This is a genomic window from Streptomyces sp. NBC_00086 (assembly GCF_026343255.1).
In the GTDB taxonomy this organism is placed as follows: domain Bacteria; phylum Actinomycetota; class Actinomycetes; order Streptomycetales; family Streptomycetaceae; genus Streptomyces.
Genome location: NZ_JAPELZ010000001.1, coordinates 6,639,465 through 6,663,400, shown reverse-complemented (window position 1 = coordinate 6,663,400; position 23,936 = coordinate 6,639,465). Strand labels below are relative to the sequence as shown.

The following is a 23,936-nucleotide window of genomic DNA, read 5'->3' as shown; positions in this document are numbered from 1 at the left end:
GACGGGAGGCCTGCCAAGGGCGGGCCTCCCGTACGGGCAGGCTGCTAGAACACCACCAGCGAGCGGCCGCCCTTGCCCGCCAGCATCGCGTCGAAGGCCGCCGGGATGCCGTCGAGGGTGATCCGGTCGGTGACCAGGGCTTCGAGGTCGAGGCGGCCCGCGCGGACGTGTGCGGCGATCACCGGGAGGTCGCGGGCGGGGTCGCTGTTGCCGTAGACGCAGCCGGTGAGGGTGCGGGCGAAGTGGAAGATCTCCAGGGCGTGGAAGGTGACCTGCTGGTCCTTGCCGCCGATACCGACGACCGTCGTGCGGCCGCCGCGCCGGGTGGATGCCCAGGCGCCCCGGATGCTCGCGGCCCGGCCGACGCACTCGATGGCCACGTCCACGCCGTGGCCGCCGGTGAGGGCGCGGATGTCCTTGGCGGTGTTCTCGGAGGCGAGCAGGAACTCCGTGGCCCCGGCCGCCCGGGCCAGTTCCTCCTTGTCCGGGGAGACGTCCACGGCCACGATCGGGCCGGCCATCGCGATGCGGGCCGCCTGGAGGGCGACCAGACCCACGCCGCCGACTCCGAAGACGGCCACCGACTCGCCGGGGCGGACCTGGGCGCTGTGGTGGACGGCTCCGTAGCCGGTGAGGACCGCGCAGCCGAGCAGTGCGGCCTCGGCGAGCGGGATCCCCGCGGGGGCGGGCAGGACGCAGTTGGCCGCCACGACCGTCTCCTCGGCGAAGGCGGCCACGTTCAGCCCGGGGTGCAGCTCGGCGCCCAGGGCGTCGTGGGCGTACACCGCTCCCATTCCGACGAGCGCGTTGGCGCAGAGCCAGACCTCGCCGATCGAGCAGTGGTGGCAGTGCCCGCAGGACGGGGCCCAGTTGAGCACCACCCCGTCGCCGGGAGCGACATGGGTGACCCCTTCGCCGACGGCGAGGACCGTGCCCGCGCCCTCGTGGCCGAGGACGGCGGGTACGGGCACCTTCATGGTGCCGTTGGTGAGAGAGATGTCGGAGTGGCAGACCCCGGCGGCGGCGAGCCGCACCCGGACCTGGCCGGGGCCGGGCTCGGGCAGCACGATGTCCCGTATCTCCAGGGGGGCTCCGACGGCGGGCAGGATGGCGGCGCGAACCATGATCGTCGTCTCCGTGTGTGCGGTTGCGGGGCTGGACTGTGCGGTTGCGGGTCTGGAACTGTGCGGTTGCGGGTCTAGAACTGCAGGGACTTGGTCTGCAGGAACTCGGCGAGGCCGTGCGGGCCCAGCTCGCGGCCCACGCCCGACTTCTTGTACCCGCCGAAGGGCGCGAGCGGGTTGAAGCGGCCGCCGTTGATGTCCACCTGGCCGGTGTCCATCAGGCGTGCGAAGGCGACGGCCGTCTCCTCGTCCGCCGCCCAGACCGCCCCGCCCAGCCCGTAGTCGGTGCCGTTCGCGATGGCCAGGGCCTCGTCCTGGTCTCCGTAGGGGAGGATCGACAGCACCGGGCCGAAGATCTCCTCCTGGGCGATGGTCATGTCGGGCGTGACGTCGGCGAACACGGTCGGGGCGATGAAGTACCCCTGCTCGTGCGGCGCCTCGGGCCCGCCCGCGACGAGGCGCGCGCCCTCCTCCACGCCCTGGGTGATGAAGTCGCGGACGCGGTCGCGCTGCTTGGCGCTGACGACCGGTCCGAGGCGGGTGCCCGGGTCGAGGGGGTCGCCGGAGGCGTACTTGGCCGCGGCGGCGGCCGCGAGGGAGACCGCCTCCTCGTAGTCGTCCCGGTGGACGAGCATGCGGGTGAGCGCGTTGCAGCTCTGGCCGGAGTTGTTCATGACGTGGCCCACGCCCGAGGCGACGGCCTTGGCGAGGTTGGCGCCGGGCAGGATGACGTTGGCCGATTTGCCGCCCAGTTCCAGGGCGACCCGCTTGACGGCGGCGCCGGCGGTGGCGCCGATCTGCTTGCCGACGGCGGTGGAACCGGTGAAGGAGACGAGGTCGACTTCCTCGTGCGCGGCCAGGGCCTGGCCGGCGACCAGGCCGGTGCCGGTCACCAGGTTGAAGACCCCGGCCGGGATCCCCGCCTCGTGCACGGCTTCGGCGAAGAGCTGTGCGGTCAGCGGGGTGTCCTCGGCGGGCTTGAGGACGATGGTGCAGCCTGCGGCGAGAGCGGGTGCCACCTTGGCAACGATCTGGTGCAGCGGGTAGTTCCAGGGGGTGATCGCCCCGACGACGCCGACCGGCTCCAGCAGCACGGTCGAGTTCCCGATCCGCTCCTCGAAGGCGTACGAGGCCCCGAGCTCGGCGTAGGAGGAGGCCACGGCGATCGGCGCCCCGACGTGGACCATCTCCGAGAACCCCAGCGGCGAGCCCAGCTCGGCGGTGATCGTCTCGGCCATCTCCGACTTGCGGGCGACCAGGACGTCGCGCAGGGCCCCGATGAGGGCGGCCCGCTCGGCCGGAGCGGTGGCCGCCCAGGCCGGGAAGGCCGCGCGGGCCGCGCGTACGGCCGCGTCCACGTCCTCGGCCGTACCGGCCGGAACCGAGGCGATGAGCCGCTCGTCGGCCGGGTTGAGGACCTCGATGCGGCCTTGGCCGAGGGCGTCCCGCCACTCGCCGCCGATGTACATCCCGTCGTGGGCCTTCATGGCAATCCTCCCGAGCACGCGCGAACGCGTGGACCTGTAGACCGATGGACCAGTGGAGCCGCTGTGGATCTGGCGTCGCCACCACCCTACAAACTAGCGCCGGTAGTTTTGTGTGCGCCAGGGGCGGAGGAGATCAGATGATGCCGAAAAGCATCCCTGCGGCCAGAACCACCAGGGAGGTCAGGGCCGCCCACTTCACGGTGAACCGGGTGTGGTCGCCGAACTCGACCTTGGCCATGCCGACGAGGACGTAGACGGCCGGGACGAGTGGGCTCGACATGTGCAGGGCCTGCCCGACCAGGGAGGCGCGGGCGATTTCGAGCGGGGAGACCCCGTGGGCGGCGCCGGCCTCGGCGAGGACCGGCAGGACGCCGAAGTAGAAGCCGTCGTTGGACATGAAGTAGGTGAGGGGGAGGCTGAGCAGGCCGGTGACCAGGGCCATGTGCGGTCCCATGCCCTCGGGGATGGCACCGACGAGCCAGTCGGCCATGTGCTTGACCATGCCGGTGCCGGTGAGGACACCGGTGAAGACGGCGGCGGCGAAGACCATTCCGGCGACGTTCAGGACGTTCTCGGCGTGGGCGGCGATCCGGGCCTTCTGGTCCGGCATGTGGGGGAAGTTGACGGTGAGGGCGAGGGCGGCTCCGAGGAGGAAGAGCACCGGGATCGGGAGCAGCTCCATGATCATGGCGGTGAGCAGGGCGACGGTGAGGCCCGCGTTGAACCAGTAGAGGCGGGGGCGCAGCGTCGGGCGGTGCGGGTCGAGGCCCTGGAAGCCGTCCTCGGCGGGGGTGGCGTCATCGGCGGGGGCGGGCGGGGTGGGTGCATCGGAACCGGCGGGCGCCTCGGAGGGGGTGGGCGCTTCGGAGGGGGCGGAGCCGAAGGAGGGGGCGGAGCCGGTGGAGGGGGCGGAGCCGGTGGAGGGCGTACGCGTGCTCGCGCTCGCGGCGGCGGCGGCAGGGCCCTTGCCGGCCGCGACCAGGAGTTCCCCGGCCGGCTCCGCCGACCGCCCGGTGTCGGCGGGGAGGGTCAGCAGGCCGAGGCGGCGGCGTTCCTTGAGGCCGAGGACGTAGGCCAGGGCGAAGACGAAGAGCAGGCCCACGGCGAGCGCGGGGATCATCGGCACGAAGATGTCGGCGGCGTCGAGCTTGAGCGCGGTGGCGGCGCGGGCCGTGGGGCCGCCCCAGGGGAGGGTGTTCATGACCCCGTTGGCGGTGGCCGCGACGCCGGTCATCACCACCAGGCTCATGCCGAGGCGCTTGTAGAGCGGGTACATCGCCGAGACGGTGATCATGAAGGTGGTCGAGCCGTCGCCGTCGAGCGAGACGATGGCGGCGAGGACGGCGGTGCCGACCACGACGCGCATCGGGTCGGCCCTGCAGAAGCGCAGGATGCCGCGCACGATCGGGTCGAAGAGGCCGACGTCGATCATCACGCCGAAGTAGACGATGGCGAACATCAGCATGGCGGCGGTCGGCGCGAGCTTGCCGACTCCGTCGATGACGTAGCCGCCGAGCTGCGCGCCCTGTCCGGCGAACACGCAGAAGAGCGCGGGGATGAGGACGAGCGCCGCGATGGGCGACATTTTCTTCAGCATGATCAGAACCAGGAAGGTCGCGATCATGGCGAAGCCGAGGAAGGTCAGCATGGGGGGAACCTAGGTGCCTCCTCTGGGGGCCAACAAGACGTCCACGCGTGAGCAATACGAGCAAAACCCCAGCTCAGGGGATGGGTGTCAGTTCGACGGGGAAGCCGTTGAGCACGGCCGTACCGGAGAGCGGGTCGAGTCGGCTGCCGTCCAGGAGCTGGTTGACGTTGACTCCGGGCGCGGCCGCGGCCACCGACAGGCGGGTGCCCGGGCGGTCGTGGCCCCAGCCGTGCGGGAGGCTGACGACTCCGGCGCGCAGGGTGTCGGTGACCTCCACCGGAACCTCCAGGCTGCCGCCGTCGGCGGTGATCCGGGCCGGGCGCCCGTCGGTGAGGCCGAGCCGGGCGGCATCGTCCGGGTGGACCTGGAGGGTGCAGCGGTTGGAACCTCCGGTGAGGGCCGCGACGTTGTGCAACCAGCTGTTGTTGGACCGCAGGTGGCGGCGGCCCACGAGCACCAGGGCCGAGGGGCTGTCGGCGAGCGCCCTGCGCAGCCTGGGGAGTTCGGCCGCGATCGGGTCCGGCAGGAGCTCGATCCTGCCGCTGCGCGTCTTCAGCAGGCCCGGGAGCCGGGACTGCAGCGGGCCCAGGTCGATTCCGTGCGGGTGCGCGCGCAGCTGCTCCAGCCCGAGGCCGCCGGGGGCGGCGGCAGCAGCAGGGGCCGGGCCCGGTTCCGCCGCGCCGTCGGGCGTGCCCGCGCTGGTGCCCGTAGCGGCGCTTCCGGGCAGGGACGGGGCCGCGCCGAACCGGTCTCCGTAGGGGCCGAGCCGGAGCATCATGTCGAGGCGTCGCTCGGGGCCGCTGCCGCCGGCGAGCAGCCCCGCGAGGCGCGCCGGATCCTGTCCGCGCAGGGGGGAGTCCGGGTCGGCGCACTCCTTGGCGAGGGTGGACCCGATGGCCAGTTCGTCCACAGCGGCCGGGTCGGCTCCGTGCATGCCGGAGACGGCGAGTACGAGACGGGCGTGGATCTCGCACTCGTCCATGCGCCCGTCTTCGAGCGGGACGGCGGGCGGTGAGTAGCGGACCTGGTTGCGGATGGCGAAGGTGTTGAAGGAGAAGTCGAAGTGGGCGCTCTGGGAGGGCGGCCCTGGGGGCAGGACCACGTGGGCGTGGCGCGAGGTCTCGTTGAGGTAGGGATCGATGCTGACCATGAAGTCGAGCCCGGCCAGGGCCGCGTCGAGGCGCCGGCCGTCGGGAGCGGACAGCACGGGGTTCGCCGCGATGGAGATCAGGGCCCGGATCCGCCCCTCCCCCGGGGTCGCGATCTCCTCCGCCAGCGCCGCCATGGGCAGTTCGGCCTTGGCCTCGGGGTGGCCGCTGACCCGGCTGTGCCAGCGCCCGAGGGTGAAGCCCTTGCCGGGTCCGGCCGGCCGGGGTGCGCGGTCGGTCGCGGACAACGGGAACAGGGCTCCGCCCGGCCGGTCGAGATTGCCGGTCAGGATGTTCAGCACGTCCACCAGCCAGCTGGCGAGCGTGCCGTACTCGACGGTGCAGCTGCCGATGCGCCCGTAGACGGCGGCGGTCGGCGCGGCCGCGAGATCGCGGGCGAGGCCGCGGATCTCTTCGGCCGTGAGGTCGCAGGCGGGGGCGACGGCCTCGGGAGTGAAACTACCGAGCGCTTCGGCGAGTTCCCCGATTCCCTGGGTGTGTTCCGCGAGCACGCCCGGATCGGTCAGCTCCTCGGCGAGCAGCGTGTGGGCCAGGGCGGCGAGCAGCAGCGCGTCGCTGCCGGGGCGCGGCGCCAGGTGACGGTCGGCGAGCTTGGCGGTGCGGGTGCGGCGCGGGTCGACGACGACGAGGGTGCCGCCCCGTGCGCGCAGCGCCTTGAGCCGGCCGGGGAAGTCGGGTGCGGTGCACAGGGAGCCGTTGGACTCGACCGGGTTCGCCCCCAGGAGCAGGAGGAAGTCCGTGCGGTCGAGGTCCGGGACGGGGATGGCGAAGGGATCCCCGAAGAGCAGCCCGCTGGAGACGTGTTTGGGCATCTGGTCGAGGGTGCTGGCAGTGAACAGGTTGCGGGTGCCGAGGGCCTTGAGCAGCAGGGGCGGGTAGAGCTGTCCGGCCATGGTGTGGACGTTCGGGTTGCCGAGGACGACGCCGACGGACTGGGGCCCGTACGCGCCCACGAGGGCCGGGACCGCGTCGGCGATGGCCTGGTAGGCCTCCTCCCAGGTGGCCTCGCGGAGTTGGCCGTCGCGCCGCACGAGGGGGGTACGCAGCCGGTCGGGATCGGCGTCGAGGCCACCGAAGGCGGCACCCTTGGGGCAGATGAAACCGCGGCTGAACACGTCGTCGCGGTCCCCCCGGGCCCCGGTGACGGTGGTGCCTTCGATGGTGAGCGTGAGGCCGCAAGTGGCCTCGCAGAGCGGGCAGATGCGCAGGGCGGTGCGGGGCATGGGCCCTCCAGGGGCGGCAGGCTGCGACACGGGGCACGGGCGCCGGACCCGCGCGGGCGGCACCGAGCATACCGACCGGTAGGCACGGTGGGGAGGGTCCGCGCCCCATGGAATCCGGGACGGCTCCGTGGGGGGGGGCGGGGCCGGGCTTGGGGGGCGGGCTTGAGATCGGGGCCGGGGCCGGGGCCGGGGGCCGGGGCCGAGCTCGGAGCCGGGCTTCGTTGGCGGGGCCAGGGCCAGGGCCGGAGCCGGGGCCGTGTCCAGGGCTGGGGCCGGGCCGGATCCAGGCAGCCGGGCTCTGAACCGGGGCCGGGGCCGAGGCCGGGGCCACACCCGGAGCCCGGCTCCGGGAACTGCGCGGACCCGGGGCCAATTGAACGCGCCCCAAGAAGCCGGACACCCCGTGAATACCCTCGCCGCCCCGCCGCGCATTCCCGCCGTCCTCCCACCACCCCGACCGTTCTCCCTGGTCAGCGCCGCCCATTGGTCCTTCTGCTGACGCATTTCAGCACCCTTGGTCGGGAAAGCACATTGCCCCTGTGGAGAGGGCCGGATTGGATTGCCGAATGACATCCATGCTCGACGGCTGTACGCCCTGGCCCGAGGAATTCGTCGACTACTACTGGGCGTCCGGCCACTGGCGCGGCAATACGCTGGACAACCTGCTGCGCGGCTGGGCCCTGCAGTACGGACCGCGGACCGCGCTCGCCCACGGCGCCACCCGCATCACGTACGCCGCCCTGAACCGCCGGGTGAGCCGGATGGCCGCCGGTTTCCGGCTGCGCGGCCTGCGGCCCGGGCAGCGGGTCGTCGTCCAGCTTCCCGACATCCCTGAGCTCGTCGTCGCCACGTTCGCGCTGATGCGCGCCGGCGCGGTTCCCGTGCTCTGCCCGATCTCGTACCGCGCGGCCGAGGTGTCCCACGTCGTCCAGGTCTCCGAGGCCACCGGCTACGTCGGCCCCGCGACGTACCGGGGCTTCGACCACACGGCGATGGCCGCCGACATCGCGACCCAGGGCCCCTTCCTGCGCCGGGTGTTCACCTTCGAGCCGCCGGGCACCTCGGACCCGTACGGCGGCTTCACGACCGACACGGCGGGCTGCCACTACTTCCCGCTGCACTCCCTCGACTCGCCGCCCGAACCGGCGCTCGCGCTGAGCGCCGGTCAGGTGGCGCTCTTCCTGCTCTCCGGCGGTCCCGGCGAGGCTCCCCAGCTGGTTCCGCGCACCCACAACGACTACGCCTACCAGGCGCGGGCCGCGGCCGAGCTGGTGTCGCTCACCCAGGACGACGTCTACCTCGCCGCGCTGCCCCGCGACCTCAACCTCGCCTTCGGCGGCCCCGGCGTCATCGGCACCCTCACCGTCGGCGGCACCGTCGTCCTGGTCGAGGACCAGGAACCCGCCGCGTGCCTGGCGGCCGTCGAGCGCGAGCGGGTCACCGTCGCCGCGCTGACGCCGTCCGCGGTCCGGCTCTGGCTCGACGCGCGTCCCGCGGTCGGGGCCGATGTGAGCAGCCTGCGTCTCGTACAGGTCGGCGGCAGCGCCGCGCCCCTGGATCGCGCGACCGCCGAACGGGTGGCCGCCGAGTGGGATTGCAGCCTCCAGCAGGTCTTCGCCGCGTCCGAGGGACTGCTCACCCTCACCCGGCCCGACGACCCGGACGAGACCGTGCTCACGACGCAGGGCCGTCCGCTCTCCCCCGACGATCAGATCCGCGTCGTCGACACCGACGGCAAGGAGGTCCCCGACGGGGAGCCGGGCGAGCTCCTGGCCCGCGGCCCCTACACGGCCCGCGGTTACTACCGCTCGCCCGGCCTCAACGCGCGCTCCTTCACCCCCGACGGCTACGTGCGCACCGGCGCCCTCGCACGGCTCACCCCGGACGGCAACCTGGTGGTGACCGGCCGCCTCGAAGGCCGCGCGTGAGGAACGCGTGTGAGGAACGCACGTGAGGAAACGGCGGCCTCCCGGCGTGGGGGCCGCCGGGCCGGTCAGTCCAGGACGCGTGCCAGGTAGGCCTGCATCATCGCGCGGGTCTCGGCGACGATGTCCGGGTCGCCGGCCGGGTCGTTGCGGAAGGCCAGCTGGATCAGGGCGTCGGTGGCCTCGACCGCGACCAGGACGGAACGCTCCAGGACGGCGTCCGGCGTGAGGCCGAGGTGGGCGCCGAGGAGTTCGGTGAGGCGGACGGCGACCAGGTGGTTGGGGTCGGAGGCCGGCCCCTCGGACGGCGGCGCCGGCACCCCGAAGTCGACGAGGGCGAAGCCGGGCACGCTGCGCTTCATGACCAGGTACTCGTCCAGCACCGCGTCGACGACCGGGCGCCAGTCGGTGTCCGGGAGGTCCGCGAGCCGCTGCTCGATGCCGTCGGCGTAACGGTCGAGGTTGCGGTGGGCCAGGGCGATGGCCATGGCCCGCTTGTTCCCGAAGAACCGGTAGACCGAACCGATCGGCACGCCGGCCCGCAGGGCCACGGCCCGGGTACTGAGGTTCTCGTACCCGGTCTCGTCGAGGAGCTCGGCGCACGCGTCGAGGATCCGGGCGAGGCGGTCGGCGCTGCGCTGCTGGATCGGCGTCCGGCGCAGGGGGTGGGCTGGGGGCACGGGGTCCATCATGCCGCTCCTTGGTTCACGGGTGGGCGGCGGTACCGGTTCGATCGCCTCAGTTCAGCAGCAGGCTGAGGCCGCCCACCGTGTACGTGATCATCAGCGCGAGCAGCGGCAGTTGCCCGGCCACGGCTTTCGCGGGCGGGAAGAGGCGTACGGAGCGGTCGTGCGCGGCGATCACGCCGAGGACGTGGCCGGTGACGACGGCGATGACCTGGAGGGCGGCGAGGCCGCCGGGGCCCAAGGGAGAGAAGGGTTCCGGGGCGTTGTCAGTGCCCAGTGCCATGATTACTGTGCGTGGTCCTTCGACTACCAGGAGGGAGAAATAGTGGGCGACGAGATAGCCGAGAGCGATCGGTACGAGTGAGTGCGCGAAGGCGGTCAGCGGGCCGGGGTGCGGGCCGCAGACGAGGCGGGTGAGCGCCGCGCAGAGGCAGTAGAGGGCGGCGACGAGGGCGATGGCGCCGATGAGTCCGAGGGTGGCCGCGGCGGTGCGGCCGAGGGGGGAGGTCTGGATCGCGTTGATCCACGAGGGGTTGTCGGAGAAGCCGTCGTAGGCGGTGGATCCGAGCAGGACGCAGACGGTGGCGACGAGTCCGGGCCGCTCGGGTGTCGCGTCGAGTCCGTGGAAGGGATTACGGAGAACCAGGCGGCCGTCGCTGCGGCGGCCGAGGGGGGAGAGCCGGGCCAGAAGGGCGGAGTACACCTCGAAGGCGTCTCCGTCGGCGAACCAGCGCTCGCCGTAGCGGGCGGCGAGCAGGAGCTGGACGGCGGCGTAGCCGGCCAGGGCGATCAGGAGGGTGGTGGTGGAGGCGGGGTCGGGAGAGACGAGTTCGAGCCAGGTGAAGGCGAAGAGCCCGGCGGCTGCCGGCCATTGCCCTAGCCGGGCGGGGAGCGGGCGGTCGTTGCGGGGTTCCGGGCGCGGGGGCTGCGGGCCGGGGAGGTCCGGCACCGCGGCGAGGTGCGGTGCCGGGACTCGCGGACTCCGGGAGGAGCGCGCGGCGGCGCCGGCGGCAACTGCGGCTGCGGCTGCGGGGCGGGCCGTACGGAGCTTCGCCGACAGCCGGGCGAGCAGGCGGTGCAGGGCACGGAGCGGGTTGAGGAGGCGCCAGACGGGACCGAAGAGGAGGGATGCGGGGACGAGGCCGACCCAGAGCAGGACGTAGACGGCGCCGGGAGCGGGGTTGCGGGCGGGGTCGTCGGGGCCGAGGAGCAGGTACAGGAGGACGGCGAGCGCGGCCGCGAGGCCGAGCCCGCGCAGGGCGGTGCGGGTGGCCGGCGCGTCGGCCACCCGCTGGAACCCGGCGGGCAGGGCGAGGCCGGACCGGTCGCCGCGGAAGCGGGAGGTGGACCAGAGGAGGCCCAGTGCGAGGAAGGAGACGAAGAGTGCGGTGAAGGCGCCGGCGAAGGCGTAGAAGGGAGAGATGGGCAGATCGTGCTGCGAGCCGATGCCGTGCGCGAGCACGGTGAGCGGATCGCCCGGGTGAAGAACCACGCCCTGGCCGCCCCCACCACCGGACACCCCGTACGGGACCGCCGCCGGCCCGCCCCCGGTCACCGCCGGACCGCCGGCGCCGAGGCCGGGGTCACAGCCCGGGCTGAGGCCGGGGCTGAGGCCAGGGCCGGGGCCGGGGCCGGGGCCGGGGCCGGGGCCGGGGCCGGAGCCGGGGCCGGGGCCGGAGCCGGGGCCGGGGCCGGAGCCGAGGCCGGAGCCGAGGCCGGAGCCGAGGCCGGAGCCGAGGCCGGAGCCGAGGCCGGGACCGAGGCTGGAGCCGGGGCCGGAGCCGGAGCCGGAGCCGAGGCCGGGGCCGGAGCCGGAGCCGAGGCCGGATCCGGAGCTGGGGCCGAGGCCGGGGCCGGAGCCGGGGCCGAGGCCGGAGCCGGAGCCGGGGCCGAGGCAGGAGCCGGAGCCGGAGCCGGAGCCGGGGCCGAGGCAGGAGCCGGAGCCGGAGCCGGGGCCGAGGCAGGAGCCGGAGCCGGAGCCGGGGCCGAGGCCGGGGCCGAGGCCGGAGCCGGGGCCGAGGCCGGAGCCGGAGACGAGCCCGGGGCTGGGGCCGGAGACGGAGTCGAAGCCTTGGCCGGAGCCGAGGCCGGGACCGGAGCGGAGGCCGGGACCGGAGCGGAGGCCGGGGCCGGGGCCGGGACCGCGGCCGGAGCCGGGACCGGGACCGCGGCCGGAGCCGGGACCGGGACCGGGACCGGGACCGGAGCCGGGACCGGAGCCGCAGTCACGGCCGGAGGCGAGGTCGGGGCCAGGGACCGGGCCTGGCTTCGGGCCAGCGACCCGGTCGGGGTCCGGGGAGCGGTCGGGGCCACGCATCCGGTCCGGGTCGGTTCTGGGAGTCGGGGGCGTGGGGTCATCGGACTGCGAGTTGGGTCAGGACGAGGTGGGACTCGTGGGTTTCGACCTCGAAGAGGCCCGTGCGGTCGGCCGTCAGGATCAGGGTGGCCTCCTGGCCTGCCGGCAGGGCGAGCTCCTTGTCGATGCCGTGGACGTGCAGGGTGTCGGCGCGGTCGCTGGTGACCCGCAGGGCTACGCGTTCGCCGCGCTTCACCTCCACCCGGCCCGGGGCCGGGCTGACCTTGCCGTCCCGCACGGTGATGGTCACCGTGCGGTCGGCCTGCGGCGCCTGTGGCGGCGTGGGGGACGGTGCGGGCGGGGAATGGGGGTGGGTGGACCGGCCGGTTTCTGCGGCGAGTTGGAGGGTTGCTTCGACCGGCTTGCCCGCCACCGCCCAGGCCGTGTGGTCGTCCGCGTAGAGGCGGACGGTCAGGGCGTGCGTGCCGCCCTCGGGTACCTGCGCCGCGGGCAGGTGGAACCAAGGGCCGTACAGGCGGGCCAGTTTGCGGCCGTCCAGCTCCAGGTGCGCGTGCCCGGCACCCGGGAGGGCGGCGCCGCCGGTGCTGTCGGGGGTGAAGTGGAAGTTCGCCACCGTCAGCTGGAGGTTCCAGCCGTCCTCGGAGTCCGGCCGGGCTGCGAGCCGGACCTCGGGCGCGCCCTCGGCCGGGACCTCGCGGAGCCGGTGGCCCGCGCCGTCTTCGACGGTGAGCAGCGTGCCGACCTTCCCGGAGGCCTGCTCGTGGGTGGTGCCGGGCTTGTGGTGGGTGGTGGCCCGCCCCCCGCAGCCCGTCGCCGCGCCGCCGGCCAGGAGCAGGGCCAGGGCGAGCAGCGCCGTCGCGCGGCTCGTCCGGCGGGACCAGCGGGACCTGCGGGGCCCGCTGGGGGGCGTGCCGCAGACGTCGCACCAGATCCGGCGTTCGGGGCGGTCGCCGCCCGGGTGATCCGTCACGGCCGGTCTCCCCCGGCGGCGCCCCGCTCCGTGTCGGCGGCGGTGCCGGGACCGGCCGCGGGACCGGCCGCGGGATCGCCCTCGGCTCCGGCTTCGGCTCCGGCTTCGGCTTCGGCTCCGGCTCCGACTCCGGATCCGGATCCGACTCCGGCCTCGGCTCCGACTCTGGCCTCAGCTCCAGCCTCAGCTCCGGCTTCGACTCCGGCTCCGGCTCCGGCTCCGGCTCCGGCCCCGGCCCCGGCCCCAGCCCCAGCCCCAGCTCCGACCTCGGCTCCGACTCCGGATCCAGATCCCACTCCGGCCTCGGCTCCGCCCCCGGCCCCGGATCCCACTCCGGCCCCGGCCCCGGCCTCCGCGCTGCGGGTCGGGGCCGGGCCTGCGGGGACGGGGACGCGGGCGCCTGCCGGGTCGCCGCCCGGGCCCGCCGGGCGGGCCGGGGTGCTGCCCGGGCGGGCGGCGGCGATGACGGCCCAGAGGATCCAGAGCACCGCGACGAGCGACCGTATCCAGGCGGGGCTGAGCGGGATCCAGGGGATCATCAGGACGGCCTTGTCGAAGGCGTCGAGCAGGGTGAGCGCGCCCAGCAGCAGGGTCAGGCGGGCCAGCCAGGGCCGGGTGGGGCGCAGGGCGAGGCCGGTGCCGGTCCACCACAGGCCGAGGCAGAGCAGGGCCAGTGCCGGGACGAAGGTGCCGACCAGGCCCATCGTGGAGCCGGCCACGTCCAGGGCCAGGCCCGCGAGGCCGAGCAGCGCGGCCACGCCGGCCAGGCGTGAGGCGCGCAGGCGGCGCCACCACAGGAGGCCGCCGACCAGGAGGAGGACCGCCGCGACGGCGAGGGCGAGCTGGGTCTCCACCCGCTGGAGGCCCCGGGAGCCGTACCAGTCGCAGCCGGCCGGGAGTTTGCGCGCCTGGACGCTGTAGTCGGCGCAGACCAGGAGCTGCGCCAGCTTCACCGGTTCACCGGCCAGCCGGGCCGAGGCGCCGGAGACCGCGCCGCGGCGCTCGCCGCACTGCGGGAGCGTGCCCGGGGTGGAGCCGTCCGGGCCCTGCTGCCAGCAGTTGCCCCGGCCCTGGCCGTCCCACCACACGTCCATGCCGTTGGGGCGGGAGGCGCCGGACTTGTCCTTGCCCAGGATGTTGCCGGCGTAGCGGTTGTGGTGGGAGGTGTCGGCCTGCTTGGACAGCTCCTCCTCGCCGCGGATGAAGGCGGGCACGGCCGAGAGGAAGAAGCCCGCGCGCTGGTGCCCGTACACCCAGTTGTTCTCGTAGAGGTTCCAGTTGCCGCCGGCGGTGATGATGCCGGTGCCGGGGGGCATGGAGATCTGCGGGCAGACCACCCCCTGCTCGTAGCCGCGCTCGGCGGGCGGCTTGGCGCAGGTGCCGTCCGCGACGTAGTGGTAGTAGTCGGCGTTGTTGTCGTGGATCAGGTTGCGTTCGAAGCGGGCGTGGTTCTGCGGGAGGCCGGGGTGGCCGGGGAAGGCGCTGTCCATCGAGGCGCCGCCCATGTTCTGGTCGAACTCGTTGTCGTGCACGTACACCGAGTCGCCCGCGGTGCCGGAGTAGCCGACCATGTTGTGGTGGCTGTGGCAGCCGGTGATCTCGATGGAGTAGCGGGGGACGTCGTAGCCGCGGCCGTCGTTGATGTTCGAGGCGCTGCCGGGGTAGATGCCGGAGTCGCCGTTGCCGTAGGACTCGCAGTTCTTGTACAGCCCGTGGTCGCTGGCGAAGGTCAGGAAGCCGTACTCGTCGTTCCAGCGGGTCAGCACGTCGTCGATGACGAAGCCGTCGCCCGCGAGGACGTACAGCGAGTTGAAGGTGGTGCGCTGGGCGGTGAAGTTGCGGAAGTAGATGCCGTTGGACTTGTCCGCGCGGATCCCGTTCAGCTTCTGGTACTTGGCGTCGATGACCACGTCCTGGCGGGAGGCTCCGGTGCCTTCGATCTGGAGGTCGGTCTTGCCGAGGATGGCGACCAGGTTCTGGTTGTGGCGGCAGGCCGCCTGCTGCTCGTAGGTCAGGATCTGGTAGCCGAGCGAGGAGTTGGGGGCCTTGAGCGAGGCGCACTCACCGGTCGGTGCGGTGAGCGAGGGCTCCTCCTCGTAGAGGCCGGGCAGGATCGCGATGTTCATGCCCGGGCGGTCCACGGCGTCGACCGCCGCCTGGAGGTCGCGGAAGCCGTTCTTCTCGCAGCGTTCGTAGAGGGCGAGGTTGCGCTGCTTGAGGGCGTCGGGGAAGGCGGATATCCGGCGCTCGAATGCGGGCCGGTCGGTCTTGCAGACGATCAGGTCGGGCTCGCCCTCGCGGTAGGCGGGTACGGAGCCGGTGCCGTCGGGGAGCTCGACGGGGCGCTCCTCGTGCGCGCTCGCGGCGGGCGCGGCGACGAGGAGTGACAGAAGCGCTAGGAGGGCGGCGAGGAGCACCGCCGGCACGGCAGGAAACCTGCGGGTCCACGACATGCGCGTGAGAGTAGAGCAATGTTCATCTTTTGGGATCCCCCCGCGCAGCAATAGGCCTCCGGCACGCCTGCCGGTCGGCCGACAGGAATCCCCCGTTGACGCGTGGGCCGAGGAATCCTACTGTCAGGCATAGGATTCCTTCGGCAGACCGGGAGCGTGCAATGAGCGGCGGCAGCGAGCAGGCCAGGAAGACGGCGGAGGCACTGGAGTACCTCACCGGCTTCGGCAATGAGCACAGCTCGGAGGCGGTCCCCGGTGCGCTGCCGTTCGGGCGGAACTCTCCCCAGCGCTCACCCCTCGGCCTCTACGCGGAGCAGCTCAGCGGCAGCGCGTTCACCGAGCCGCGTTCCCACAACCGCCGCTCCTGGCTCTACCGGATCCGCCCCTCGGCGGCGCACCCGCCCTTCACCCGGACCGGCAACGGCGCCCTGCGCAGCGCACCCTTCACGGAGGCCCCGGCCGACCCGAACCGGCTCCGCTGGAACCCGCTGCCCGACCCGGCCCCGGGTACGGACTTCCTGGCGGGCCTGTGGACCCTCGGCGGCAACGGCGACGCCACCCAGCGTTCCGGCATGGCCATCCACCTCTACTCCGCGAACGCCTCCATGACCGACCGGGTGTTCAGCGACTCCGACGGCGAGCTGCTGATCGTCCCCGAGCGCGGCGGCCTGCTCCTGCGCACCGAGTTCGGCCTGCTGAGCGCCCGTCCCGGCGAGATGGCGCTGATCCCGCGCGGGGTCCGCTTCCGCGTGGAGCTCCAGGACGAGAGCGCCCGAGGCTACGTCTGCGAGAACTACGGCCGGCCCTTCGAGCTCCCCGACCTGGGCCCCATCGGCGCCAACGGGCTCGCCGCCGCCCGTGATTTCCGCGCGCCGGTGGCCTCGTACGAGGATGCCGAGCGTCCGACGGAGGTCGTCAACAAGTTCTGCGGCAACCTCTGGACGGCCACCTACGACCACTCCCCCCTCGACGTGGTCGCCTGGCACGGCACGCACGTCCCGTACGTCTACGACCTGCGCAGTTTCAACGTCCTGGGCTCCATCAGCTACGACCACCCCGACCCGTCCATCTTCACGGTGCTGACCTCGCCCTCCGACACGGCGGGCCTGGCGGGCGTGGACTTCGTGGTCTTCGCGCCGCGCTGGCTGGTCGGCGAGGACACCTTCCGCCCGCCGTACTTCCACCGGAACGTGATGAGCGAGTACATGGGTCTCATCGACGGCGCCTACGACGCCAAGGCGGAGGGCTTCGTGCCGGGCGGCGGCTCGCTGCACAACATGATGTCCGCGCACGGCCCCGACCGGGAGACCTTCGACCGGGCGAGCGCCGCCGAGCTGAAGCCGCAGAAGATCGACGACGGCCTGGCCTTCATGTTCGAGACCCGCTGGCCGATCACCGCGACCGCCCAGGCGGCCGTCGCGGACCACCTCCAGGGCGGATACGACGACGTCTGGCAGGGGCTCCAGCGTCACTTCCGCGCCTAACATCACGAGCAGCATGCCGCGCGGCGCCGCCGCCGCGCCCACCCCGTCCTACGGAGAACCACCCGTGACCGCCTTCGCCCCCGACTCGCTGGTACTGAACAGGAAGCTGCCGCTCTGGTACCAGGTCTCCCAGTCGCTGCGCGCCTCCATACTCGGGCGCACCGCGGACGCCTCGCTGCGCCTGCCCACCGAGGAGCAGCTCGCCGAGCACTACGGGGTGAGCGTGCTGACCATGCGGCAGGCGCTCAAGGAGCTGGAGACCGAGGGGCTCATCAGCCGCCACCGGCGGCGCGGGACCTTCATCGAGCCGGCTGCCCTGCGCGGGGCGCCGGTCCAGCTGCTCGGCTCGGTCGACGCGATCGTGGCGCAGCAGTCGGGCGACCGTACGACGATCCTGGGGCACGAGCGGACGGCGGTGCCCGGGGAGCTGCTGAAGCACTTCCCGGACACCGCCGAGGTGGTCACGTACCGCAGGCTCCGCCTCGACAGCGAGAGCGGAGAGCCGACCAACTGGGCGGAGAACGCGGTCCGTCCGGAGCTCGCCGACGCCATCGACCTCGCGGATCTGGAGCGTTGGCCGATGACGAAGGTGCTGCGGGACATCGTGAAGGTGGACATCAGCCGGATCACCGACACCGTGGAGGCGCGGCTCGCCGACCCACTCACGGCCGATCTGCTCCAAGTGCCCTTGCTGAGCCCGATCTTGCACTACACGGGCGTCACTTACGACGCCTCCGGCCGGGTGGTCGACGTGGCGCGGATCCGGTACCGGGGGGACCGGTTCTCCTTCACCGTGACCGTCGACGCACACTGATTTCCGGCCGTCCGCTCCTTCCGGTCGTCCGCCACCTCCGGCCGTCCGCTACTTCTGGTCGTCGTCCGTTCCGCGCTCGCCTTCCGCCTGGGACGGTGTGGTCCGCTGCGTCTGGACGTGGCGGAGCTTCTTCTGCTTCTCGTCCAGGTCCTCGTCGAGCCGTTCCCCCTCGGCCTGCGACGGGGTCGAGTACTCGTCGTACTGGCTCATGTCCGCCTCCCGGGTCGTCTGGTTCGGCCGGGCTCCGTCCGGATCCGGGCAGATCCCTCCATAGCGAGCCTAACTCTCCGGCCTGGACGCGGCCCGGTCACGGGGTGGCGTCGCTACCATCGGCCGGGTGAGCGCTGACGCATCCCCGCGGGACCCGATGCTGGACGATCTGATGCCCTGGGCCGTGGGCTCCCTGCGCCTGGGCCGCACTTGGGTCGCGGCCCCCGATCCGGCCACCCTGCGCGCCCGGTGGGCCGCGCTGGCCGCTGCCGAGGGACCCGAGCGGGAGCGGCTGTTCCGGCCGACCCGGGCGCGGACCACGGGCGCCGGGGCGGCGGCGCTGCCGGGCCAGCGCGCGGGTTCCACGGCCCGCTTCGCGGACGTGCCCGGGCCCCGCCCCGACCCCGTACGGATCCTGCGCGAGCCCTTCGACGAACAGTGGCTGCTGCCCGACCAGCGGCTCATCGACCTGGCCCGCCCGGAGCTGTGGCGGGTGCTGGACGAGCACCAGCTGTTCGTCGCGGAGCCCGCGCAGCCGGCGGCGCTGACGGTCACCGCGCACCTGCCCGCCGGGCGGCTCGGCCGGATCCGCCCGCTGCACCGCCGCCCGGGCGGCGCCGAGCCCAATCTCGCCCCCGGGCTGCAGCACCTGCTCGGTGAGCGGTACGGCACCTGGGTCACCCCCGAGGACGTGCTCTGCTGGATCCTCGCCGCCGGCCGCCCCGGCCCCCGGGGGTACGAGGTCCCCCTCACCGCCGACGCCACGCGCTGGCGGGCCGGGCTGGAGCTGGGCCACCGACTGCTGTGCGTCCGGCTGCGCGGGGCCCGCGGCGGCGAGGCGCCCCGGCTGCCCGGCGGGCGCCGGCCGTACGTCCGCTCGGCGCTGCCGGCGTGGCCGCGCGAGCTCGCGTACGACGCGGGGAGCGAGACCCTGACCATCGGCGGCGGGAGCGGGAGCGGGGACGGCGGCACCGTGTCGCCCGTGCCGGTGTCGGCGTGGGAGTACGAGGTCCAAGGCGTCCGGGTGCTGGAGTCCTGGTTCTCCGCACGGCTCGCCCACCGGGGGCCGGAGGCGGAGGGGCTGGACGCGGTGGGCCCGGCCGAGTGGCCGCAGGGCTGGACCTCGGAGCTGCTCGCCCTGGTGACGACCCTGGCGCTGCTGGCCGAACTGGAGCCGGAGCGGGCCGCGTTCGAAGTGGGGGCGGTGCTGGGCGCCGACGAGTTGCGTGCGGGTGGGGTGTTGCCGGTGCCCGGCTGGGCCCGGCGGCCGGCCTCGGTCCTGGACCACCAGGAGGAGGGGCCCGGGGGGCAGTTCGCGCTGCTCTGAGGCGCGGGGGCCTCGGGGCGGGCTTCCGGAGCGGGGCCCGCCTGTGGCGGGCGCGTGCCCGGGCGGGGCGTACCCGGGTCGGGCGCACCTGGGCGGGCCGGTGCCCGGATCGGCCTTCCGGAGCGGGCCGGGGCCTTCCTTGTGGGGGTGCGTGCCTGGGCGGGCGCGTGCCTGGGCGGGCGGGACACGGGCGGGCGCGTGCCCGGACGGGCGGGACACGGGCGGGCGCGGCGGTGCGGTGGGCGGCCCTGCGGGGCGGAAGTCCCCTACCCGCCCTTCCACCGTTCCCAGGGCTCCGCCCTGACCCGCGCCTCAAACCCCGGCAGGGCCGAGCACGCCCCAAAGCTCCACCCCGACCCGCGCCTCAAACCCCGGCAGGGCCGAGCACGCCCCAAGGCTCCGCCCTGACCCGCGCCTCAAACGCCAGCGGGACTGAGTGTGCCCCAGGGCTCCGCCCTGACCTGCGCCTCAAACCCCGGCGGGGCCGAGCGTGCCCCAAAGCTCCGCCCCGACCCGCGCCTCAAACCCCGGCAGGGCCGAGCATGCCCCAAAGCTCCGCCCCGACCCGCGCCTCAAGCGCCGGACGGGCTGGAAGCGGGGTGCCGGGCTGCGCCCGGACCCCTCTGGGGCTCCGCCCCGGACCCCGGTGCTCAAGCGCCGGACGGCTGAAGGATCAGACGCCGGCCGGGCTGGAATTGGCGTCAGCCCGCACGCGCGGGCCTGCGTCGGCCAAAATCCAGCCCCGCCGGCGTTTGAGGCGCGGGGGTCCGGGGGCTGGTCCCCGGCGGCGGTGCCGCGCCGGGCGACCCCCTGGGCCGGCCGCACGGGCGGTCAGCGCCCCCAGGCCCCCAGCAGCCGTGACACCGACCGGTCGAAGACCGCCGCCGGGTCGGGCAGTTCGCCCGGGATTCCCGGCGCGGTCGCCAGTACGCCCGCCAGGAGCGGGTACTCCCCCGTCGCCAGTCGGGAGCCGAGCCAGCCCGCTCGTACGGTCTGTTCTTCGGCCTCGCTCCAGGGGAGTTGACGGGCTCGCTCGGCCAGGGCCAGTTCGCCCGCCACGAACGTGGCGACCGTGCCGTTGATCGCGGCGATCAGTTCCAGCTTCTCCCCGCCAGGAGCGTCCAGCGGCGCCAGGCACTCCAGGCTGTGTTCCAGGTACCGCAGGGCGTTCGGGCCGAATCCGTAGACCGGGCTCAGCAGCCGGGGCAGCCAGGGGTGCCGGTGCATGATGGCCCGGGTCTGGCGGGCCAGCGCGAGCTGGTCGGCCCGCCAGTCACCGGCCGGCCGTGCGAGGTCGTACTCCCCGCTGACCGCGTCGACCATCAGCTCGTACAGGTCCTCCTTGCGCGGCACGTAGTTGTAGAGGGACATGGTCCCGGCGCCGATCCCGGCCGCCACGCGCCGCATCGAGACGGCGTCGATCCCCTCCTCGTCGGCGATCCGCACCGCCTCGGCGGCGATCGTGTCGCGGCTGTGGGCGGGCCGGGGGCCGCGACCGGCCCGCGGCGGGCGGGCCCAGATCACTTCGGGTTCAGCGGAGCGGCCGCTGGGTGTCATCACTCATCACCTCGTCCATCCTCACCATCCTAGTTACGTACGGCGTACGTAGTCAGGTAGGGTGCGTCGCATGACGACTACGTACGCTGTACTTAGTGAGGGTCTGGAGAAGAGCTACGGCGAGGTCCGCGCCCTGCGCGGTCTCGACCTCGCCGTTCCGGAGGGCACCGTCTGCGGTCTCCTCGGCCCCAACGGCGCGGGCAAGACCACCGCCGTCCGGATCCTCACCACCCTCACCACACCCACCGCCGGCCGCGCCCTCGTCGCCGGACACGACGTCGCCCGGGACCCGGCCGCCGTTCGCCGCTCCATCGGGGCCACCGGCCAATACGCCTCGGTCGACGGGGATTTGACCGGAGCCGAGAACCTCCGGCTCTTCGCCCGCCTCGCCGGACTGCGCGGCCGGGCCGTCCGGGACCGCGCCGACGAGCTGTTGGAGGGCTTCGGCCTCGCCGAGGCCGGCAACCGGGTGGCGAGCACCTGGTCGGGCGGAATGCGCCGGCGGCTCGACCTAGCCGCCGGACTGGTCACCCGGCCCCGCGTGCTGTTCCTCGACGAGCCCACCACCGGCCTCGACCCGACGGCCCGCGACCAGATCTGGACGGCCGTACGAGCCCTGGCGCGCGAGGGGACCACCGTGCTGCTCACCACCCAGTACCTGGAGGAGGCCGACCGGCTCGCCGACGAGATCGTGGTCGTGGACCACGGCCGGGCGGCCGCCACCGGCACCCCCGCCGAGCTCAAGGCCCGGATCGGCGCCTACGCCGAGGTCTGCGTCGAAGGGACCGGGGCCCTAGCGGGCGCGGCCGCCGTGCTCGACCAGCTGACCGGGGGCCTGCCCGCCCTGGACCGGGAGCGCCTCACCGTCGGCGCGACCGCCCTCGACCCCGGGCTCACCCTGCCGCAGATCGTCCGGGCGCTCGACGCGGCCGGCATCGCCGTCACCGACGCGAGCCTGCGCCCGCCCACCCTCGACGAGGTCTTCCGGCGCCTCGTCGGAGCCCCCCGGGCGTCCGAGAACCCCGCCGTGGCCGACAACACGAAGGAGAAGGCCGCATGAGCACCCTGCTGTCCGACGGCGGCGCCGTCTTCACCCGCCAGCTCCAGAAGGCCCGGCACGCCCCGGCCCTGCTCATCCTCACCCAGACCATGCCCGTCACCATGCTGCTGTTCTTCGGCTACGTCTTCGGCAGCGCGCTCGCCATGCCGGGCTCCGAGTACCGGCAGTTCCTGGTCCCGGGACTGCTCGCCGCCACCGCCGCGAACGGCCTGATGACCGGCATGTTCACGGCCGCGCAGGATGCGCACCGCGGGGTGATGGACCGCTTCCGGACCCTGCCGATGAGCCGGAGCGCGGTCCCGCTCGGGCAGACGGCCGCGGACCTGCTGACCACCGGCGTCTCGATGGTGCCGCTGATCCTGGTGGGGCTGGCGATGGGCTGGCGGGCGGAGAACGGGCTCCCGGGCGCGCTCGGGGCCCTCGGCGTCCTGCTGCTGTTCCGCTTCGCCACCGCGTGGGTGGGGACGTACCTGGGCCTGCTGAGCAAGAGCGAGGAGGCGGCGGGGCAGCTCGGCAGCGCCACCTTCGTCCTGCCGATGCTCTCCAGCGCGTACCTGCCGACGGCCGGGCTGCCCGGGTGGCTGCGCACGCTCGCCGAGTGGAACCCGATCAGCGCCGTCGCCACCGCCGTGCGCGCCCTGTGCGGCAACGCCGGGGGCGAGGCGGCGGCGGGCGCCGCGTGGCCGGTCGCGCACCCGGTCGCCGGGGCACTCCTGTGGTCCCTGGCCCTGCTGGTCCTCTTCGCGCCGGCCGCGACGCGCCGGTTCGCTCGGGGCCTCGACTGAGTCCGGGGCGGGTGGGTGGACGGGCCGGACCCGAAGATCGTGGACAGATCCGCCCGGGGCGGGTAGGCAGGCCGTCATGGAACCCGACACGATCGACATGCCCGCCACCGAGCCCCTCCCCCTCGACGGCATCACCGTCGTCTCCGTCGAGCAGGCCGTCTCCGCACCCTTCGCCACCCGTCAGCTCGCCGACCTCGGCGCCCGGGTGATCAAGGTCGAGCGGCCCGACGGGGGTGACTTCGCGCGCGGCTACGACACCGCCGCGCACGGTCTGGCCTCGCATTTCGTGTGGGCCAACCGGGGGAAGGAGTCGATCGCGCTCGACCTCAAGGATCCGCGCGGCCGGGAGGTCCTGCACGGACTGCTCGACGGGGCCGACGTGTTCGTGCAGAACCTCGCCCAGGGGGCGGCCGCCCGGCTCGGGCTCGACTCGGCCGCGCTGTGCGCCCGCTACCCCCGGCTGGTCGCCGTGGACGTCTCCGGCTACGGACCCGAAGGCCCGTACGCCCACAAGCGCGCCTACGACATGCTCGTCCAGTGCGAGGCCGGGCTGGTCTCGGTGACCGGCACCCCGGAGCAGCCGGTCAAGGCCGGGATTCCGGCGGCGGACATCGCGGCCGCCATGTACGCCTTCTCGGGCGTGCTCGCGGCCCTGCTGCGACGCGGGATCACGGGGCGCGGAGGCAGGGTGGAGGTGTCGATGCTCGACGCGCTCGCGGAGTGGATGGGGCATCCGCTGCACCACACCATGCACGGCGGGGAGCAGCCGGTGCGGACGGGCCTCGCGCACGCCGTGATCGCGCCCTACGACGCCTACCCGACGGCCGACGGGGACCGGGTGCTGCTGTCGGTGCAGAACGACCGGGAGTGGCGGCGGCTGGCCGAACAGGTGCTGGAGCAGCCGGAGTTGGCCGAGGATCCGGGGTACGCGACGAACGCCGCGCGCACCGCGAACCGGGAGAAGACCGACGCGGTGGTCGCCGAAGCGCTGGGCCGGCTCGGCGCGGACGCGGCGATCGGGCGGCTGGAGGCCGCGGGCATCGCCTGCGCGCGGCTGAACTCGGTGGCACAGCTCTCCGCGCACCCGCAGCTGGAGGCCCGGGACCGCTGGCGGGAGGTGGGCTCGCCCGCGGGCCCGCTGCGGGCCCTGCTGCCGCCGATCGGGCTGCCCGGCGGCGCGGCACCGCACATGGGTGCGGTGCCCGCGCTCGGCGAACACACCGAAGCCCTGCTGCGCGCCCTGGGGATGACGGGCGAACAGATCACGGCACTGCGCCGGGACGGTGTGGTTCGCTGACTGGGCAGGGGTGATCAGGCCGGGGACGAAGCGGCGGCGCTGCTGGAACCGAAGCGGGACGGTTACGAACGGCGGCTGCCGAAGAGGGTGCGCCGCAGCCTCCGCAGCGGCGCGAAGAGCGATACGCGCGCGCTCCGGCTCCGCAGCCGGTGCGTGTGGTCGCGCGAGGTCAGCTCACGCATGAGCAGCGTCGCCTCGGCGGTCTCGCGGTGCGGGACGGCTGGACCGCCCAGCACGGCGAGGTGGCGGTCGAGGCGCGAACTGGTCGCACCGCTCCCGCAAGTGATGGCAGGCACGCGAGGCGGCCTGCTGCGCATTGCTATCTGTTCCATGTCTCTCCCCACCCGTACGAGGGCACCCGGCCCACCGGGCAGGGTAACCCTATCGTCCCCACGTCGCG

17 protein-coding genes and 2 pseudogenes are annotated in these 23,936 nt (G+C 74.0%); 7 read left to right on the top strand and 12 right to left on the bottom strand.

What is annotated here, in order from left to right; all coding sequences use genetic code 11:
• Positions 1–44 precede the first annotated feature (44 nt).
• From OG276_RS30190 to OG276_RS30175, 4 genes are all read right to left on the bottom strand, one after another.
• On the bottom strand, positions 45–1,124 hold the full coding sequence (locus OG276_RS30190) for a zinc-binding dehydrogenase (protein WP_266910028.1): 1,080 nt from the start codon (positions 1,122–1,124) through the stop codon (positions 45–47).
• Positions 1,125–1,198: 74 nt separating this feature from the next.
• A complete protein-coding gene (locus OG276_RS30185; RefSeq protein WP_266910026.1) occupies positions 1,199–2,611 on the bottom strand; it encodes an aldehyde dehydrogenase family protein in 1,413 nt (470 codons plus the stop codon).
• Between the two features lie 133 nt (positions 2,612–2,744).
• The gene (locus tag OG276_RS30180) at positions 2,745–4,259 is read right to left on the bottom strand and encodes a CitMHS family transporter (RefSeq protein ID WP_266910024.1); all 1,515 of its coding nucleotides are present in this window, start codon (positions 4,257–4,259) and stop codon (positions 2,745–2,747) included.
• A gap of 73 nt (positions 4,260–4,332) precedes the next feature.
• Positions 4,333–6,651: a molybdopterin oxidoreductase family protein gene (locus tag OG276_RS30175; protein WP_266910022.1), complete on the bottom strand. Its 2,319-nt coding sequence runs from the start codon at positions 6,649–6,651 to the stop codon at positions 4,333–4,335.
• 566 nt (positions 6,652–7,217) lie between these two features.
• On the opposite strand from OG276_RS30175, the gene OG276_RS30170 reads away from it, so the two are divergent.
• A complete protein-coding gene (locus OG276_RS30170) occupies positions 7,218–8,579 on the top strand; it encodes an AMP-binding protein (RefSeq protein ID WP_266910020.1) in 1,362 nt (453 codons plus the stop codon).
• Between the two features lie 65 nt (positions 8,580–8,644).
• Here the strand turns inward: OG276_RS30170 and OG276_RS30165 are convergent, their stop codons facing one another.
• From OG276_RS30165 to OG276_RS30145, 5 genes and pseudogenes are all read right to left on the bottom strand, one after another.
• Complete coding sequence (locus OG276_RS30165) at positions 8,645–9,265, bottom strand: TetR/AcrR family transcriptional regulator (protein WP_266913244.1); 621 nt, start codon at positions 9,263–9,265, stop codon at positions 8,645–8,647.
• Positions 9,266–9,314: 49 nt separating this feature from the next.
• A pseudogene (locus OG276_RS30160) lies at positions 9,315–10,160 on the bottom strand (hypothetical protein); the annotation flags it as partial.
• Between the two features lie 162 nt (positions 10,161–10,322).
• Positions 10,323–10,754 (bottom strand): annotated as a pseudogene (locus OG276_RS30155) (hypothetical protein); the annotation flags it as partial.
• An 862-nt stretch (positions 10,755–11,616) separates the two neighbouring features.
• On the bottom strand, positions 11,617–12,429 hold the full coding sequence (locus tag OG276_RS30150; RefSeq protein ID WP_266913242.1) for a cupredoxin domain-containing protein: 813 nt from the start codon (positions 12,427–12,429) through the stop codon (positions 11,617–11,619).
• Positions 12,430–12,545: 116 nt separating this feature from the next.
• Positions 12,546–15,002 carry a right-handed parallel beta-helix repeat-containing protein gene (locus OG276_RS30145; protein WP_266910018.1) on the bottom strand — a complete coding sequence of 819 codons (2,457 nt, stop codon included), beginning with the start codon at positions 15,000–15,002 and terminating at the stop codon, positions 12,546–12,548.
• Positions 15,003–15,163: 161 nt separating this feature from the next.
• Here OG276_RS30145 and hmgA point away from each other — a divergent pair, with 161 nt between their 5' ends.
• Together hmgA and OG276_RS30135 are read left to right on the top strand one after the other, a co-directional pair.
• Positions 15,164–16,486 carry a homogentisate 1,2-dioxygenase gene (hmgA, locus tag OG276_RS30140; protein ID WP_266910016.1) on the top strand — a complete coding sequence of 441 codons (1,323 nt, stop codon included), beginning with the start codon at positions 15,164–15,166 and terminating at the stop codon, positions 16,484–16,486.
• Positions 16,487–16,499: 13 nt separating this feature from the next.
• Entirely contained in the window at positions 16,500–17,300 is an 801-nt protein-coding gene (locus OG276_RS30135; RefSeq protein WP_266910014.1) for a GntR family transcriptional regulator, read from the top strand.
• A gap of 48 nt (positions 17,301–17,348) precedes the next feature.
• Here OG276_RS30135 and OG276_RS30130 read toward each other — a convergent pair whose 3' ends face one another.
• The gene (locus OG276_RS30130; RefSeq protein WP_266910012.1) at positions 17,349–17,510 is read right to left on the bottom strand and encodes a hypothetical protein; all 162 of its coding nucleotides are present in this window, start codon (positions 17,508–17,510) and stop codon (positions 17,349–17,351) included.
• 157 nt (positions 17,511–17,667) lie between these two features.
• Between OG276_RS30130 and OG276_RS30125 the strand changes: the two genes are divergently transcribed.
• Complete coding sequence (locus tag OG276_RS30125; RefSeq protein ID WP_266913240.1) at positions 17,668–18,837, top strand: type ISP restriction/modification enzyme; 1,170 nt, start codon at positions 17,668–17,670, stop codon at positions 18,835–18,837.
• An 831-nt stretch (positions 18,838–19,668) separates the two neighbouring features.
• Here the strand turns inward: OG276_RS30125 and OG276_RS30120 are convergent.
• Positions 19,669–20,394, bottom strand: coding sequence for a TetR/AcrR family transcriptional regulator (locus tag OG276_RS30120; protein ID WP_266910010.1), 726 nt, complete (start codon positions 20,392–20,394; stop codon positions 19,669–19,671).
• A 70-nt stretch (positions 20,395–20,464) separates the two neighbouring features.
• Between OG276_RS30120 and OG276_RS30115 the strand changes: the two genes are divergently transcribed.
• The 3 genes from OG276_RS30115 to OG276_RS30105 all read left to right on the top strand — a co-directional run bounded on the left by OG276_RS30115 (position 20,465) and on the right by OG276_RS30105 (position 23,536).
• A complete protein-coding gene (locus tag OG276_RS30115; protein ID WP_266910008.1) occupies positions 20,465–21,454 on the top strand; it encodes an ATP-binding cassette domain-containing protein in 990 nt (329 codons plus the stop codon).
• Entirely contained in the window at positions 21,451–22,239 is a 789-nt protein-coding gene (locus tag OG276_RS30110) for an ABC transporter permease (RefSeq protein WP_266910006.1), read from the top strand. The genes OG276_RS30115 and OG276_RS30110 overlap by 4 nt, the downstream gene beginning before the upstream one ends.
• Before the next feature lie 76 nt (positions 22,240–22,315).
• A complete protein-coding gene (locus OG276_RS30105; protein ID WP_266910004.1) occupies positions 22,316–23,536 on the top strand; it encodes a CaiB/BaiF CoA-transferase family protein in 1,221 nt (406 codons plus the stop codon).
• Between the two features lie 62 nt (positions 23,537–23,598).
• Here the strand turns inward: OG276_RS30105 and OG276_RS30100 are convergent, their stop codons facing one another.
• Entirely contained in the window at positions 23,599–23,868 is a 270-nt protein-coding gene (locus OG276_RS30100; RefSeq protein WP_030720225.1) for a hypothetical protein, read from the bottom strand.
• Positions 23,869–23,936: the final 68 nt, after the last annotated feature.

What these genes read in the sequence shown, in the direction of transcription:
- OG276_RS30190 (WP_266910028.1), bottom strand. Translation starts at nt 1,124, where the DNA reads ATGGTTCGCGCCGCCATCCTGCCCGCCGTCGGAGCCCCCCTGGAGATA.
- OG276_RS30185 (WP_266910026.1), bottom strand. Translation starts at nt 2,611, where the DNA reads ATGAAGGCCCACGACGGGATGTACATCGGCGGCGAGTGGCGGGACGCC.
- OG276_RS30180 (WP_266910024.1), bottom strand. Translation starts at nt 4,259, where the DNA reads ATGCTGACCTTCCTCGGCTTCGCCATGATCGCGACCTTCCTGGTTCTG.
- OG276_RS30175 (WP_266910022.1), bottom strand. Translation starts at nt 6,651, where the DNA reads ATGCCCCGCACCGCCCTGCGCATCTGCCCGCTCTGCGAGGCCACTTGC.
- OG276_RS30170 (WP_266910020.1), top strand. Translation starts at nt 7,218, where the DNA reads ATGACATCCATGCTCGACGGCTGTACGCCCTGGCCCGAGGAATTCGTC.
- OG276_RS30165 (WP_266913244.1), bottom strand. Translation starts at nt 9,265, where the DNA reads ATGGACCCCGTGCCCCCAGCCCACCCCCTGCGCCGGACGCCGATCCAG.
- OG276_RS30145 (WP_266910018.1), bottom strand. Translation starts at nt 15,002, where the DNA reads ATGTCGTGGACCCGCAGGTTTCCTGCCGTGCCGGCGGTGCTCCTCGCC.
- hmgA (WP_266910016.1), top strand. Translation starts at nt 15,164, where the DNA reads ATGAGCGGCGGCAGCGAGCAGGCCAGGAAGACGGCGGAGGCACTGGAG.
- OG276_RS30135 (WP_266910014.1), top strand. Translation starts at nt 16,500, where the DNA reads ATGCCGCGCGGCGCCGCCGCCGCGCCCACCCCGTCCTACGGAGAACCA.
- OG276_RS30130 (WP_266910012.1), bottom strand. Translation starts at nt 17,510, where the DNA reads ATGAGCCAGTACGACGAGTACTCGACCCCGTCGCAGGCCGAGGGGGAA.
- OG276_RS30125 (WP_266913240.1), top strand. Translation starts at nt 17,668, where the DNA reads ATGCTGGACGATCTGATGCCCTGGGCCGTGGGCTCCCTGCGCCTGGGC.
- OG276_RS30120 (WP_266910010.1), bottom strand. Translation starts at nt 20,394, where the DNA reads ATGACACCCAGCGGCCGCTCCGCTGAACCCGAAGTGATCTGGGCCCGC.
- OG276_RS30115 (WP_266910008.1), top strand. Translation starts at nt 20,465, where the DNA reads ATGACGACTACGTACGCTGTACTTAGTGAGGGTCTGGAGAAGAGCTAC.
- OG276_RS30110 (WP_266910006.1), top strand. Translation starts at nt 21,451, where the DNA reads ATGAGCACCCTGCTGTCCGACGGCGGCGCCGTCTTCACCCGCCAGCTC.
- OG276_RS30105 (WP_266910004.1), top strand. Translation starts at nt 22,316, where the DNA reads ATGGAACCCGACACGATCGACATGCCCGCCACCGAGCCCCTCCCCCTC.
- OG276_RS30100 (WP_030720225.1), bottom strand. Translation starts at nt 23,868, where the DNA reads ATGGAACAGATAGCAATGCGCAGCAGGCCGCCTCGCGTGCCTGCCATC.